The organism is Streptomyces sp. NPDC020898 (assembly GCF_044333925.1).
GTDB lineage: Bacteria > Actinomycetota > Actinomycetes > Streptomycetales > Streptomycetaceae > Streptomyces.
On sequence record NZ_JBIRRV010000001.1, the window covers coordinates 1,649,011 to 1,662,487 of the forward strand.

Sequence of the window (13,477 nt, forward strand, 5' to 3'; positions counted from 1 at the left end):
GTCCCCGCCCCCGGCACTACGCCAACGCGCGCACCCCCAGGCCCTACGACGCGGCCCTCTCCGCGTACATCTTGGCGATCACGGCCTCGATGTCCGGCTCCCGCACCGCCAGGTCCACCAGCGGATACTCCGCCGCGATCCGCGCGACCAGCGGAGCCGCCGACTCCGACGCCGGGAAGGCCAGCCACTGACGCGGGCCCTCCACCCGTACGACCCGTGCGGAGGGCACCTCGATCGGGGGCAGCTCGCGCTCCAGGTCGACGACGAGGGTCCGCTCGCTGTCGTTCACCTCGTGCAGGCCGGTCAACGGGCCGTCGTACATCATCCGGCCGTGGTCGATGACCATCACCCGTGAGCACAGCTGCTCGATGTCCTGGAGGTCGTGCGTGGTGAGCAGGACCGTCGTGCCACGCTCGGCGTTCAGGTCACGCAGAAACTCACGGACCCGGGCCTTCGAGATCACGTCCAGACCGATCGTCGGCTCGTCGAGATACAGCACCTCGGGATCGTGCAGCAGCGCCGCCGCGATGTCACCGCGCATCCGCTGACCGAGGGACAGTTGACGGACCGGCACGTCCAACAGGTCGCCCAGTTCGAGGAGTTCGACGCACCGGTCGAGGTTCTCCCGGTAACGGGCGTCAGGGATGCGGTACATGCGGTGCATCAGACGGTACGAGTCGATCAGCGGGAGGTCCCACCACAGCGTCGTACGCTGCCCGAACACCACCCCGATACGCCGCGCGAGACGGGTGCGCTCACGGGACGGATCGATACCGGCGACGCGCAGCCGGCCGCCACTGGGGGTGAGGATGCCCGTCAGCATCTTGATGGTCGTCGACTTCCCGGCGCCGTTGGGGCCGATGTAGCCGACCATCTCCCCACGCGCCACCCGGAACGAGATCGAGTCGACCGCCCGCACCTCCCGCCGCTCACTCCTCATGAACCCGGTCTTCTTGCGCACGTCGAAGACCTTCTCCACCCGGTCCAGCTCAATGAAGGACTCGTTGAGGGAACCGTCTGCCTGCTTCTCCACGCGCCCTAACTCCCCGTGCTCCGGTACGAACGAAGTCCCGCACGCCAGGCCAGCCCGGCGACCGCGCAGCAGCCCGCCGCCACCAGCGGCGGCAGGAACGCCACCCACTGAGGCAGGTCGAGCGGATAGGGGCGGCCCAGCACATACAGCGCGGGCAGCCAGTTGACGAAGGCCAGCGGGAAGACGAACGTCACCCCGCGCACCAGGTCCTGCGCGAAGAGGCCCGGCGGGTACTGCAACAGCGTGGCGCCGCCGTACGTGAACGCGCTCTGCACCTCGGAGGCGTCCCGCGCCACGAACTGGAAGGCCGCGCCCCCGACGAACACCGCGCAGAAGATCGCCCCACCGCTGATCACCGTCACCGGGATCAGCAGCACCTTGAGCGCCGTCCAGTGGACGTCGTCGAGGACGACGAGGGCGTAACCGAGCACCATCAGGCCCTGGGTGATCCGGCCGAGGCGGCGCAGCGCGAACCGGTCCGCGGAGACCTGCGCGAGCACCGGCGCCGGCCGCACGAGCAGCGTGTCCAGGGTGCCGTCGCGGATCCGGCGCCCCAGCCGGTCCATCGACCCGACGACGAGGTCGGCGATCCCGAACGCGGTCGACGACAGCCCGTACAGCAGCGCGATCTCGGGGAGCGAGTAGCCGCCGAGGCTGTCGACCTGGGAGAACATCAGCACGATCGTCAGGAAGTCGAGGCCGGTCGCCACGAAGTTCCCGAGGGTGGTCATCGCGAAGGAGGCCCGGTAGGCCATCGTGGACCGGATCCACATCGCGACGATCAGCCGATACGCTCGTACGCCGTCAAGCACCCGCCCGGTACGGCTGAGCGGCCCGTCGTCCCAGCCACCCCGGACACCGCCCTCGGCACCGGAGCCGACACCGTCACCGGTCTTCACCAGCCCGGCGACTCCCACGTCACCCACCCTGAACCACCACCCGCCGAGTAGCGACCACCTGCACCGCGCGCCCGGCCCCCAGCAGCGCCACCGCCCACCCGGCCTGGAAGGCATACGTACCCAACGGATCAGCCTCCCCCAGCAGAACGTCCGCCGGCGCCTGGATCAGCGCCGCCCACGGCAGAGCCCGTACGACCTCACCGAGCACCCCCGGGAAGACGTTCAGCGGCAGCACCATGCCCGAGCAGAAGACCCCCGCGAGCCACACCATCTGCATGATGCCCGCACCGTCGAGAAGCCAGAACGCGGCCATGGACGCCAGAAACCGGATCGAATAACTGACCACCATCCCCAGCACGACCGCGCCCAAAAACGCCAGCCAGGTCACCCCGGACGTCGGGAACGTCAGGTCGAACACCCACGCGCCGAACGCCACCGGAATCAGCCCCCGGCCCAGCAGATGGAACAGGGCCCGGCCCATGTCCTGGGCCAGCCACCACAGCTGGAGGTCCACCGGCCGGTACAGGTCGATCGCGATGTCCCCCGTACGGATACGCTCGATCAGCTCCTCCTCGAAGCCCGCGCCCATCACGCACATCGTCATCAGCAGCGCCTGGCCCAGCCACACGAAGGTGAGGGCCTGGGACTGGTCGTACCCGCCCAGGTGCGGTCTCTCGTCCCACAGAGCGATGTACGTGTAGGCCAGGATCACGCCGAAGACGGTGTTGGTGAACACCCCCGCCAGCGTGGCCACCCGATAAGTGGCATAGCGTCGGAAACCCCCCGCCGCGACGGCCGCGTACAACCGCGCAGTACCCACGGCACCAGCCCTCCCGAACCCGTCCGACCCTCTTCGGGCCGATTCGGACCTGATTCGGACCGAAGCGCAGGAGCCTAGTCCTCGCCGTTCCCCGCCCGCCACGCATTTTCGGGCAGGACGCGTGCCGGGGTCAGGGAACTGATAGCCGGGTGCGACAGTCTTCAACAGGGGGCGCAGAAAACGTTTGAAGTGGTGAAAGAGGTCGTACGGGAACGTACGACGCGAAACAGGAGTCCGTGCACGACATGAGCGACCAGCCAGAGCCGCAGCAGCCGACGCAGGGCTGGACACCGACAGACCCAGAAGGGGCGGGGGGCGAGCAGCCCGAGAACCCCGCGAACGCCGGGAAACCCAAGAAGCCCAAGCGGCCCAGACGCACCGGATGGCGTCGGCTGGTCCCGACCTGGCGGCTCGTGCTCAGCACGTTCGTGCTCGGGATCATGCTGGTCGTCGGCCTGTTCGCGCTCGGCTACTACATGGTGAACATCCCGGCGGCGAACGCCGCGGCCACCAAACAGAGCAACGTCTACCTCTACGCCGACGGCAGCCAGCTCGCCCGCGACGGCGAGGTCAACCGCGAGAACGTGACCCTGGCACAGATCTCCAAGGACGCCCAGCACGCCGTCCTCGCCGCCGAGGACCGCGACTTCTACACCGAGTCCGCCGTCGACCCCAAGGCGATGCTCCGCGCCGCCTGGAACACGGCGACCGGCAAGGGCAAGCAGTCCGGCTCGACGATCACCCAGCAGTACGTGAAGAACTACTACCTCGCGCAGGAACAGACCGTCACCCGAAAGATGAAGGAGTTCTTCATCGCCATCAAGCTCGACCAGGTGAAAACGAAGAACGAGATCCTGGAGGGCTACCTCAACACCAGCTACGCCGGCCGCAACTCGTACGGCCTCCAGGCCGCCGCCCAGGCCTACTACGGCGTCGACGCCGTCGACCTGACCGCCGGCCAGGGCGCCTACCTCGCCGCACTGCTGAACGCGCCCAGCGAGTACGACGTGATCGCCCACCCCGAGAACAGGCCGGCCGCACTCGCCCGCTGGGCCTACGTCCTCGACGGCATGGTCAAGAAGGGCTGGCTGACCCAGTCCGCGCGCGACGCCACCACCTTCCCCGAGCCCAAGCAGTCGATCGTCTCGACCGGCATGTCCGGCCAGCGCGGCTACCTGGTCAAGGCCGTCAACGACTACCTCTTCGACAACAAGATCCTCACCGAGGACGAACTCCAGGCCGGCGGCTACCGCATCACCACCACCCTGCAGAAGCCCAAGCAGGACGCCTTCGTGAAGGCCGTCAACGACCAGGTGATGAAGAAGCTCGACAAGAAGAACAACAAGGTCGACAACTACGTCCGCGCGGGCGGCGTCGCCATCGACCCGGCCTCCGGCAAGGTCCTCGCGATGTACGGCGGCATCGACTACACCAAGCAGTACGTCAACAACGCCACCCGCCGCGACTACCAGGACGGCTCCACCTTCAAGCCGTTCGTGTTCACCTCGGCCGTCCAGAACGGCTCGGTGACCCAGGACGGCCGGACGATCACCCCGAACACGTACTACGACGGCACCAACAAACGCCCCGTCCAGGGCTGGAACGGCGACGAGTACGCCCCCGAGAACGAGGACCAGGGCGAGTACGGCCAGGTCACGGTCCGTACGGCGACCGACAAGTCCGTGAACTCGGTGTACGCGCAGATGGCCGTCGACGTAGGCCCCGAGAAGGTCAAACAGACGGCGATCGACCTGGGCCTCCCCTCCGACACCCCCGACCTCAACCCGTACCCCTCCATCGCACTCGGCACGTCGACGGCCAGCGTCCTCGACATGGCGGAGGCGTACGCCACACTCGCGAACCACGGCAAGCACGGCACGTACACGATCGTCGAGAAGATCACGAAGGACGGCGAGGAGGGTGCGGTGACCCTCCCGAAGCAGAAAACCAAGCAGGTGGTGACACGGGAGGCCGCCGACACGACCACCGCGCTCCTCCAGAGCGTGGTCGAGAGCGGCACGGCGACAGCCGCCCAGGCGGCCGACCGCCCGGTGGCCGGCAAGACCGGCACGGCCGAGGAGGACACGGCGGCCTGGTTCGCCGGCTACACCCCCGACCTCGCGACGGTCGTCTCCGTGATGGGCCAGGACCCCGTCACCGGCAAGCACAAGTCGCTGTACGGCGCGATGGGCCTCGACCGCATCAACGGCGGCGGCGCCCCGGCCGAGATCTGGACCCAGTTCACCAAGGCGGCCCTGAAGGGCAAGGAGGCCAAGGAGTTCGACCTCCAGCTCCAGGAGGGCGCCGAAGAACAGCAGCTCCCGCCCGCCGACCAGCAGCCCGACCCCGGCACCGACGCCGGCCAGGACAACGGCGGCACCACGGACGGCGCCGACGGCGGCCAGGAAACCCCGGACGCGACGACCGGAACGCCTTCCGCCCCGACCGACGGCACGACCACGGACGGGACAACCGCCACCGGCGGCACCACAACGACCGGCGGAACGACGGACACCGGCGGGACCACCGACACCGGCGGCACAACGGACACGGGCGGCACGACGACGGACGGCGGTACGACGGACACCGGCGGGACCACGACCGACGGCGGGACCACGGACTCCGGCGGTACGACGGACACGGGCGGGACCACGGGGACACCCGGGTTCACGACCGGAGGGCTGACCACGTCGGGACGGGACTGACACCGACGCCGACGCCTACGGGAAAGGGGCTGGTGACGATGGTCACCAGCCCCTTTTAACACCTGTACCGCTCGTACCCCCGTTTTACCAGGTACTTCAGGTACTGATTCAGAGATACAGCCCGGTCGAGTCCTCGGACCCCTCGAACCGATCCGCCGCCACGGCGTGCAGATCACGCTCGCGCATGAGCACGTAGGCGACCCCGCGCACCTCGACCTCGGCGAGGTCCTCCGGGTCGTACAGAACACGGTCGCCGGGCCCCACCGTCCGTACGTTCTGCCCGACGGCGACGACCTCGGCCCAGGCCAGCCGGCGCCCCACGGCCGCGGTGGCGGGGATCAGGATGCCGCCGCCCGAACGCCGCTCGCCCTCGCCGGCGTCCTGCCGCACGAGCACACGGTCGTGCAGCATCCGGATGGGCAACTTGTCGTGATGGGTGCTCTGCTCGTTGCTTTTGGCGCTCACACTCCGAACCTACCTGCCTCTTCAGCCCTTGCGCCGCCGGGTGCCCAGAGCGAGCAGCCCCACGAGCCCCACGACAACAAGGGCGACGGGCACGATCCGCTCCAGCCGGGGCGCCCCGTCCTCCCGGACGAACTGCCCCCTGACGTCCCCGACAACGCGGTTGACGCCGACGTAGGCCCGCCCGAGGGTGTGGTCGATGTTCGAGACGACCTTGGCCTTGGCATCGCCGACGATCGTCTTCGGGTGCACCCGCACCCCGATCTCGTCGAGCGTCTCGGCCAGCGTCTCGCGACGACGCTTGATGTCCGCCTCGATCTGCGCCGGGGTTCTGCTGCTGTCCGAGGTGTCCGCCACCGTACGCCCTCCGAAGTCTGCCGATGCTGTGTTCCGGACAGTCTGTCAGCTCCACCCCGGACCGCCATGTCAGCACCCCCGGTTAGGCTCGGACCGGCACCTTTCAAGGACGCACGTGGACGTACATGGGCGCACGAGAACGTACGAGGAGACCAGACCGATGAGCGAGCGACTCCAGCCCGGTGACGTGGCCCCGGCCTTCACCCTGCCCGACGCCGACGGCAACGAGGTGTCGCTGGCCGACCACAAGGGCCGCAAGGTCATCGTCTACTTCTACCCGGCCGCCCTGACCCCCGGCTGCACCAAGCAGGCCTGCGACTTCACGGACAACCTCGACCTCCTGGCCGGCGCCGGCTACGACGTGATCGGCATCTCCCCCGACAAGCCGGAGAAGCTCGCCAAGTTCCGCGAGAAGGAGAACCTGAAGGTCACCCTGCTCGGCGACCAGGGCAAGACGGTCCTGGAGGCCTACGCCGCCTTCGGCGAAAAGATGAACTACGGCAAGACGTACCTCGGCGTCATCCGCTCCACGATCATCGTGGACGAGGAGGGCAAGGTCGAACGGGCCCTGTACAACGTCCGGGCGACCGGCCACGTAGCGAAGATCATCAAGGACCTGGGCGTCTGAGGCCCCGCTCCCCGCTCCCCGCTCCCCGCTCACGTTTCGACGGGCGGCCCGTACCGGTTTCACTCCGGCACGGGCCGCCTTTTGCATTTCGGGCGTGACTGTCCGATAAACGGTTCGTTACTCCGTACGAGGCCACGAACGGGTGGTCGGTTTCGGAGGGGAACGTGGCTGTTCGGTACACCCGCGAGTTATTGGAAGAGGCCGCTCACGGGACGGCGCACATCGATGACGCCGTCCGATGGTGCGGGGGCAACCCCACACCCGGCAGCAGGCGCTATCTGCGCCAGAAGATGGCGGAAGCAGCTATCGACATCTCGCATTTCGCGACGAACCAGATTCGACATACCGAAGAACGATTGCGCGCCGCCGTGGCGGTATCGACCAGCATCAAAGACGTCGTACGACACCTCGGGATCAACCAGGTCGGCGGAAACCAGACTCACATCAGCCGCCGTATCGCCACGCTCGGAATCGACACGAGCCACTTCGGACCGGCACGACAAAGGCGCCCCAAAGGTTCACTCGGGGGCACTCTCTGCCTCCGCTCCGCCAAGGACGGACGAGTGCCTGGCGACCGCCTGCGCCGCGCACTGCTCCAAGCCGGAGTCGAGGAGCGCTGCACGATGTGCGGCACCGGGCCGGAACGGAACGGTCGGCCGCTCCGCCTTGAGGTGGACCACATCAACGGTGACTGGTGGGACAACCGTCCGGAGAACCTCCAGTTGCTCTGCCCCAACTGCCACTCAGTAACGGACACTTACCGGGGGCGCAAGCGGAGGGCTCAGGGATGAGTACCACGAAGTACACGGTCGACCTGCTGGCCCGTACCGCAGTTGCTTCCACAAGCCTGACCGATCTGATGCGCAGACTGAACGCTCCGATGGGCAGCGGGCCACGCGGCTACCTGCTCAAGCGGCTTGAGCACTACGGGATCGACACCTCGCATTTCGTCGACGAGCCGATGCCCGAACGAGAGCGGCGAAGCTACTCGAAAGAGGTTCTGCAGGAGGCAGCGGCTCAGTCGTCCAGCATCCGAGAGATGCTGGAGTACATGGGCTTCGATCCGCGCGACAGCCCGTACAGTCACATTCGCAAGAAGCTCGACCAATTCGGGATCGACACCTCGCACTTCAACAGCGGGCGCAGATACGGTCCGGGAATCCTGCGGCACGACCAGCTCGCACCCGCTGTCGCTGCCTCTCGGAGCATCGCGGGTGTCCTGAAGCTGCTCGGTATCGTCGACAACGGGGCGGGACGCGCACGCGTCAAACGGAGCATGGAAGCTCACAACCTGTCGACCGGCCACTTCGTCGGCCAGGGTCACGGTCGCGGCGTTCCGAGCAAGAACCGCAAGTCCGCAGCCGAGATCCTGGTGCGGCTGGAGCCGGGCTGTTCCCGCGCCAAGACGGTGCACCTGAGACGAGCACTCGATGACCTGGGCGTCCCTCGCACCTGCGACACCTGCGGTGTTGGGGACGTCTGGCAGGGCAAACGACTCGTGCTGGAGATCGACCACATCAACGGAGACCGGCTGGACAACCGGCAGGAGAACCTGCGATACCTGTGCCCGTCCTGCCATAGTCAGACGAAGACCTTCGCGAATCGATCTCACCGTCTGCCCTCACCGCGACGCGCAGTAGAGTAGGTGGCGCTGCGGGCCCGTACCCCAGCTGGCTATGAGGGCGCCGGTTTAGGTCCGGTGTGTCGTGGGTTCGAGTCCCACCGGGCCCACAGGGAAAATCGGCCCCGCACCTTCGATTCGTAGGTGCGGGGCCTTTTCGTGAAGTCAGCCCAACAACTCCCGAACCACCGGCACCAACCCCCGGAACGCCTGCCCCCGGTGGCTGATCCCGTTCTTCTCCGCAGCGGTCAGCTGGGCGCAGGTTCGTGTCTCGCCCTCCGGCTGCAGGATCGGGTCGTAGCCGAAGCCACCCGACCCCACCGGTGTGTGTCGCAGTACGCCCCTCATCCGGCCCTCGACGACCCGCTCCGTGCCGTCCGGCAGGGCGAGTGCCGCCGCGCAGGCGAAGTGGGCGCCGCGGTGTTCGTCGGCGATGTCCGACAGCTGGGCCAGGAGGAGCTCCAGGTTGGCTCTGTCGTCGCCGTGTTTTCCTGCCCAGCGGGCGGAGAAGATGCCCGGGGCGCCATTGAGGACGTCGACGCACAGGCCCGAGTCGTCGGCCACCGCCGGGAGGCCTGTTGCCTGGGCCAGGGCGTGGGCCTTCAGCAGGGCGTTCTCGGCGAAGGTGACGCCCGTTTCCTTGACGTCGGGGATGTCGGGGTAGGCGTCCGCGCCGACCAGGTCCATGGGGAGGGCCGCGTCGGCGAGGATCGACCTCAGTTCAGTGATCTTTCCGGCGTTGCGGGTGGCGAGGATCAGGCGTGTCATGGCGTCCAGTATCCCGGGCCCGCCGGTGGTCGCTCATGCCGTTTACGACGCCTTACGACGCGTTACGACGTGCAGACCTTCGTCAGTTCGCTCGCCGCGCCGGTGACGCCGCTGATGTCCGGGGTCGCGTCGCCCTTGTCGATGGCCGTACGGACGTTGTCCACGGCCGCGTTGAGGTCGTCGACCGCCTTGTTGACGTCGGCGTTGTCCGTCTTGTCGCCGATGTCGGTGAGGTTCTTGTCGATCGACTCCAGGGCCTCGCTCGCCTGCGTCGGGTCGTTCGCCGCGTTCTCGACGGCGTTCTGCAGGTCGGAGACGCTGGTGGCGATGGCGTCGGCGGTCTGGACGCAGTCCAGGGCCTTGTTGACGGCGTCGCATCCGGTGGTGAGCCCGGCGGTCAGCGCGACGGCCGCCAGGGTGGCGGCGACGGTGCTGACACGGCGCCCCTGTCCGAGTCCTCGTGCGTTTCGGATTCGGCGACTGACGGGCATGGTTGGGGTTCCCTCCGGTTGACGGGTCGGGCGTACGGCGGTGTGTCGTACGCCCGTGTTCCCGCGTACTGGCGCGTGTCTCTGGAGACGCGGTGGATCAGTGGTGCGGTTGCCCGCGACCTCCACCTTATTTGGTGCGCCTTTTACCTTTCCAGGGCGGTGTCCAGTGCCTTGCGCTGGAGTGCCGCCAGGTCGGTGCAGCCGGCGACCGCGAGGTCGAGGAGGGAGTTCAGTTCGTCGCGGGCAAAGGGCTCCGCCTCTGCTGTGCCCTGGACCTCGACGAAGCGGCCGTCGCCGGTGCAGACGACGTTCATGTCCGTCTCCGCGCGTACGTCCTCCTCGTAGCAGAGGTCGAGGAGGGGGACTCCGCCTACGATGCCCACCGATACCGCGCTCACCGTGCCGGTGAGGGGCTGGCGGTTGGCCCGGATCAGCTTCTTTGCCTGTGCCCAGGTGATCGCGTCGGCGAGGGCGACGTACGCGCCGGTGATGGCCGCCGTGCGGGTGCCGCCGTCGGCCTGGAGGACGTCACAGTCGAGGACGATGGTGTTCTCGCCGAGCGCCTTGTAGTCGATGACCGCGCGCAGGGAGCGGCCGATGAGGCGGCTGATCTCGTGCGTACGGCCGCCGATCTTGCCGCGGACGGATTCGCGGTCGCCGCGGGTGTTGGTGGCGCGCGGGAGCATCGAGTATTCGGCGGTGACCCAGCCCTCGCCGCTGCCCTTGCGCCAACGCGGGACGCCCTCGGTGACGGAGGCGGTGCAGAAGACCTTCGTGTCGCCGAAGGAGACGAGGACGGAGCCCTCGGCGTGCTTGCTCCACCCTCGTTCGATGGTGACGGGGCGGAGCTGTTCGGGGGTGCGGCCGTCGATACGTGACATGGCGACGAGCCTAGCCGTTACGGCGGAAGGGGCCCTTCCCGTGGCGGGAATGGGCCCCTGAGGAGTGAACGTCCGTACTGGGTACGGGGGTTCGGATCCGAGTTCAGATCCGGGTTCAGATCCGGGTTCAGATCCGGGGTCTACATCATGTCCTCGATCTCCCCCGCGATCGGGTCGGCGTCCGTGCCGATGACGACCTGGATCGCGGTGCCCATCTTGACGACGCCGTGGGCGCCGGCGGCCTTGAGGGCGGCGTCGTCGACCAGTGAGGGGTCGTTGACCTCGCAGCGGAGGCGGGTGATGCAGCCCTCGACCTCTTCGATGTTGTCGAGGCCGCCGAGCCCGGCGACGATCTTCTCTGCCTTGGTGGACATGTCGTACTCCCTGGTCCGAGCCACTTTGTCGCAGTAACCCACAGTTGACCGGTCTTCGCGAGCGGTCTGTGCACTGTTCGCCGACTGGTCTACACCAGTTGTCATCCGTTGTGAAATCGTGGGTTCCTTATGCGGCCTTCACCGTGCTACAACATGGTCTACACCACTGACTGGTGTAGACCACGTTCCACCCGTTGGAGGAAGTATGAGCACCGCCACCGCCGCGGCGGTCCCCGCGAAGAAGAGGGGATCCGGCCTGATCCAGGGCCTGCAGAAGGTCGGCCGCAGCCTGCAGCTCCCGATCGCCGTACTTCCGGCGGCGGGCCTGCTGGTCCGGCTCGGCCAGCCCGACGTCTTCGGCAAGGACGGCCTCGGCTGGGACAAGGTCGCCTCGGTGTTCGACAACGCGGGCGGCGCCATCACCGGCAGCCTCCCGATGCTCTTCTGTATCGGTGTCGCCATCGGCTTCGCCAAGAAGGCCGACGGCTCGACGGCTCTCGCCGCGCTGGTGGGCTTCCTGGTCTACAGCAAGGTCCTTGAGTCGTTCCCGGTCACCGAGGCCAAGATCACCAAGGGTGCGGACATAGCCGCGAGCTACAACAACCCCGGAGTGCTCGGCGGCATCATCATGGGCCTGCTCTCGGCGGTCCTGTGGCAGCGGTACCACCGCAAGAAGCTGGTGGACTGGCTCGGCTTCTTCAACGGCCGGCGTCTCGTCCCGATCATCATGGCCTTCGTAGGTGTCGCAGTCGGTGTCTTCTTCGGGCTGGTCTGGGAGCCGATCGGTGAGGGCATCTCCAACTTCGGCGAGTGGATGACCGGTCTCGGCTCGTTCGGCGCCGCGCTCTTCGGCGCGATCAACCGCGCGCTCATCCCCGTCGGCATGCACCAGTTCGTGAACACGGTGGCGTGGTTCCAGCTCGGCGACTTCACGGACTCCGCCGGCGTGGTCGTCCACGGCGACTACAGCCGCTTCCTGGCCGGCGACCCGTCCGCCGGAATGTTCATGTCCGGCTTCTTCCCCATCATGATGTTCGGCTTGCCCGCCGCCGCGCTCGCCATCGCGCACACCGCTCGGCCCGAGCGCCGCAAGGCCGTGACCGGCATGATGATCTCGCTCGCCCTGACGTCCTTCGTGACGGGTGTGACCGAGCCGATCGAGTTCTCGTTCATGTTCATCGCCCCGCTCCTCTATGTGCTCCACGCGCTGCTGACCGCCTTGTCCATGGCCGTCACCTGGGGGCTGGGGGTTCATGCGGGCTTCAACTTCTCAGCGGGCTTCATCGACTACGCCCTGAACTGGAACCTCGCGACGAAGCCCTGGCTGATCATCCCGATCGGGCTCGTCTTCGCCGCGATCTATTACTTCACCTTCCGCTTCGCGATCACCAAGTTCAACCTCCCCACCCCCGGCCGCGAGCCCGACGAGGAGGTCGAGGACCTCACCAAGGCGTGAGGACCCGCCGTACCCCATCCCATGACGAAGGCCCCCGGAACTGGTGAGTTCCGGGGGCCTTCGTCACGTCGTAGACCTAGATCACGTACGACACCCTCGGCGTCGCCAGTTCCACCGGGCCTCGGAACACCTCGCGGGCGTCGGCGAGGTTGACCTGGGGGTCCGTCCACGGGGGGATGTGGGTCAGTACGAGCTTGCGCGCGCCCGCGCGGTTCGCCGTCTCGCCTGCCTCGCGGCCGTTGAGGTGCAGGTCCGGGATGTTCTCCTTGCCGTGCGTGAACGCGGCCTCGCAGAGGAACAGGTCGGTGCCACGGGCGAGTTGGGTCAGCGCGTCGCTGACGCCGGTGTCGCCGGAGTATGTGAGGGACTTCCCGGCGTGCTCTACGCGGATGCCGTACGCCTCCACGGGGTGGCGCACCCGCTCGGTGTGGACGGTGAACGGGCCGATGTCGAAGGTGCTCGGCTTGACCGTGTGGAAGTCGAAGACCTCGCTCATGGAGGAGGCGGTGGGGGTGTCGGCGTAGGCGGTGGTGAGGCGCTGTTCCGTGCCCTCGGGTCCGTAGACGGGGATCGGGTCGCAGCGGCCTCCGTCGTGCCGGTAGTAGCGGGCGACGAAGTACGCGCACATGTCGATGCAGTGGTCGGCGTGCAGATGGCTGAGAAAGATGGCGTCGAGGTCGTAGAGACCACAGTGGCGCTGCAACTCTCCAAGGGCACCGTTGCCCATGTCGAGAAGCAGCCGGAAGCCGTCGGCCTCTACGAGGTAGCTCGAACAGGCCGATTCCGCGGACGGGAACGACCCCGAGCAGCCGACGACGGTGAGCTTCATAAAGCAGAAACCTCCGCGGGCGGGGAGCGTCAAAACGAACGTGACGGGGTTCTTGCGGTCCGTCGAGCGTAAGGCGCAAAACCCCCCGTCGCTCCTCCGCCAAGGGCTGTTGTGGGCGAACTCACCTGTGCTGTCACCGGTTCGGCTGGACGT

15 protein-coding genes and 1 tRNA gene are annotated in these 13,477 nt (G+C 67.5%); 6 read left to right on the plus strand and 10 right to left on the minus strand.

Annotation, left to right across the window (positions count from 1 at the left end; genetic code table 11):
• Positions 1–43: 43 nt before the first annotated feature.
• The 3 genes from ACH4TV_RS07220 to ACH4TV_RS07230 all read right to left on the minus strand — a co-directional run bounded on the left by ACH4TV_RS07220 (position 44) and on the right by ACH4TV_RS07230 (position 2,752).
• Positions 44–1,033 (minus strand): ATP-binding cassette domain-containing protein, encoded by a 990-nt coding sequence (locus ACH4TV_RS07220; RefSeq protein ID WP_398395038.1) that lies wholly within the window; start codon positions 1,031–1,033, stop codon positions 44–46.
• Between the two features lie 5 nt (positions 1,034–1,038).
• A complete protein-coding gene (locus ACH4TV_RS07225) occupies positions 1,039–1,845 on the minus strand; it encodes an ABC transporter permease (RefSeq protein ID WP_398395410.1) in 807 nt (268 codons plus the stop codon).
• A gap of 106 nt (positions 1,846–1,951) precedes the next feature.
• Positions 1,952–2,752 (minus strand): ABC transporter permease, encoded by an 801-nt coding sequence (locus ACH4TV_RS07230; RefSeq protein WP_398395040.1) that lies wholly within the window; start codon positions 2,750–2,752, stop codon positions 1,952–1,954.
• Between the two features lie 245 nt (positions 2,753–2,997).
• Between ACH4TV_RS07230 and ACH4TV_RS07235 the strand changes: the two genes are divergently transcribed.
• On the plus strand, positions 2,998–5,457 hold the full coding sequence (locus ACH4TV_RS07235) for a transglycosylase domain-containing protein (protein ID WP_398395042.1): 2,460 nt from the start codon (positions 2,998–3,000) through the stop codon (positions 5,455–5,457).
• Positions 5,458–5,565: 108 nt separating this feature from the next.
• On the opposite strand, the gene ACH4TV_RS07240 is transcribed toward ACH4TV_RS07235, so the two are convergent.
• Together ACH4TV_RS07240 and ACH4TV_RS07245 are read right to left on the minus strand one after the other, a co-directional pair.
• Positions 5,566–5,922 (minus strand): GroES family chaperonin, encoded by a 357-nt coding sequence (locus tag ACH4TV_RS07240; protein ID WP_398395044.1) that lies wholly within the window; start codon positions 5,920–5,922, stop codon positions 5,566–5,568.
• Between the two features lie 21 nt (positions 5,923–5,943).
• The gene (locus ACH4TV_RS07245) at positions 5,944–6,276 is read right to left on the minus strand and encodes a DUF3618 domain-containing protein (protein WP_398395046.1); all 333 of its coding nucleotides are present in this window, start codon (positions 6,274–6,276) and stop codon (positions 5,944–5,946) included.
• Positions 6,277–6,436: 160 nt separating this feature from the next.
• Between ACH4TV_RS07245 and bcp the strand changes: the two genes are divergently transcribed.
• From bcp to ACH4TV_RS07265, 4 genes are all read left to right on the plus strand, one after another.
• Positions 6,437–6,904: a thioredoxin-dependent thiol peroxidase gene (gene bcp / locus ACH4TV_RS07250; protein WP_398395048.1), complete on the plus strand. Its 468-nt coding sequence runs from the start codon at positions 6,437–6,439 to the stop codon at positions 6,902–6,904.
• Between the two features lie 164 nt (positions 6,905–7,068).
• Positions 7,069–7,695 carry an HNH endonuclease signature motif containing protein gene (locus tag ACH4TV_RS07255; protein ID WP_398395049.1) on the plus strand — a complete coding sequence of 209 codons (627 nt, stop codon included), beginning with the start codon at positions 7,069–7,071 and terminating at the stop codon, positions 7,693–7,695.
• Positions 7,692–8,549, plus strand: a complete 858-nt coding sequence (locus ACH4TV_RS07260; RefSeq protein ID WP_398395051.1) for an HNH endonuclease signature motif containing protein — start codon at positions 7,692–7,694, stop codon at positions 8,547–8,549. Before ACH4TV_RS07255 ends, ACH4TV_RS07260 begins: the two co-directional genes overlap by 4 nt.
• 10 nt (positions 8,550–8,559) lie before the next feature.
• Positions 8,560–8,635 (plus strand) — tRNA-Leu (locus ACH4TV_RS07265).
• A 55-nt stretch (positions 8,636–8,690) separates the two neighbouring features.
• On the opposite strand, the gene rdgB is transcribed toward ACH4TV_RS07265, so the two are convergent.
• From rdgB to ACH4TV_RS07285, 4 genes are all read right to left on the minus strand, one after another.
• Positions 8,691–9,293 carry an RdgB/HAM1 family non-canonical purine NTP pyrophosphatase gene (gene rdgB / locus ACH4TV_RS07270; RefSeq protein WP_398395053.1) on the minus strand — a complete coding sequence of 201 codons (603 nt, stop codon included), beginning with the start codon at positions 9,291–9,293 and terminating at the stop codon, positions 8,691–8,693.
• Between the two features lie 62 nt (positions 9,294–9,355).
• Complete coding sequence (locus ACH4TV_RS07275; protein ID WP_398395055.1) at positions 9,356–9,784, minus strand: hypothetical protein; 429 nt, start codon at positions 9,782–9,784, stop codon at positions 9,356–9,358.
• A 143-nt stretch (positions 9,785–9,927) separates the two neighbouring features.
• Positions 9,928–10,665, minus strand: coding sequence for a ribonuclease PH (rph, locus tag ACH4TV_RS07280; protein ID WP_398395057.1), 738 nt, complete (start codon positions 10,663–10,665; stop codon positions 9,928–9,930).
• A 140-nt stretch (positions 10,666–10,805) separates the two neighbouring features.
• Positions 10,806–11,144 carry a glucose PTS transporter subunit EIIB gene (locus ACH4TV_RS07285; protein ID WP_398395058.1) on the minus strand — a complete coding sequence of 113 codons (339 nt, stop codon included), beginning with the start codon at positions 11,142–11,144 and terminating at the stop codon, positions 10,806–10,808.
• 100 nt (positions 11,145–11,244) lie between these two features.
• Here ACH4TV_RS07285 and ACH4TV_RS07290 point away from each other — a divergent pair, with 100 nt between their 5' ends.
• Positions 11,245–12,495, plus strand: coding sequence for a PTS transporter subunit EIIC (locus tag ACH4TV_RS07290; protein ID WP_398395060.1), 1,251 nt, complete (start codon positions 11,245–11,247; stop codon positions 12,493–12,495).
• A gap of 76 nt (positions 12,496–12,571) precedes the next feature.
• On the opposite strand, the gene ACH4TV_RS07295 is transcribed toward ACH4TV_RS07290, so the two are convergent.
• A complete protein-coding gene (locus ACH4TV_RS07295; RefSeq protein WP_398395062.1) occupies positions 12,572–13,324 on the minus strand; it encodes an MBL fold metallo-hydrolase in 753 nt (250 codons plus the stop codon).
• Positions 13,325–13,477: the final 153 nt, after the last annotated feature.

Coding starts and splice junctions, on each gene's coding strand:
- rph (WP_398395057.1), bottom strand. CDS start 10,665: ATGTCACGTATCGACGGCCGCACCCCCGAACAGCTCCGCCCCGTCACC.
- ACH4TV_RS07275 (WP_398395055.1), bottom strand. CDS start 9,784: ATGCCCGTCAGTCGCCGAATCCGAAACGCACGAGGACTCGGACAGGGG.
- ACH4TV_RS07285 (WP_398395058.1), bottom strand. CDS start 11,144: ATGACAACTGGTGTAGACCAGTCGGCGAACAGTGCACAGACCGCTCGC.
- ACH4TV_RS07295 (WP_398395062.1), bottom strand. CDS start 13,324: ATGAAGCTCACCGTCGTCGGCTGCTCGGGGTCGTTCCCGTCCGCGGAA.
- ACH4TV_RS07235 (WP_398395042.1), top strand. CDS start 2,998: ATGAGCGACCAGCCAGAGCCGCAGCAGCCGACGCAGGGCTGGACACCG.
- ACH4TV_RS07290 (WP_398395060.1), top strand. CDS start 11,245: ATGAGCACCGCCACCGCCGCGGCGGTCCCCGCGAAGAAGAGGGGATCC.
- ACH4TV_RS07260 (WP_398395051.1), top strand. CDS start 7,692: ATGAGTACCACGAAGTACACGGTCGACCTGCTGGCCCGTACCGCAGTT.
- bcp (WP_398395048.1), top strand. CDS start 6,437: ATGAGCGAGCGACTCCAGCCCGGTGACGTGGCCCCGGCCTTCACCCTG.
- rdgB (WP_398395053.1), bottom strand. CDS start 9,293: ATGACACGCCTGATCCTCGCCACCCGCAACGCCGGAAAGATCACTGAA.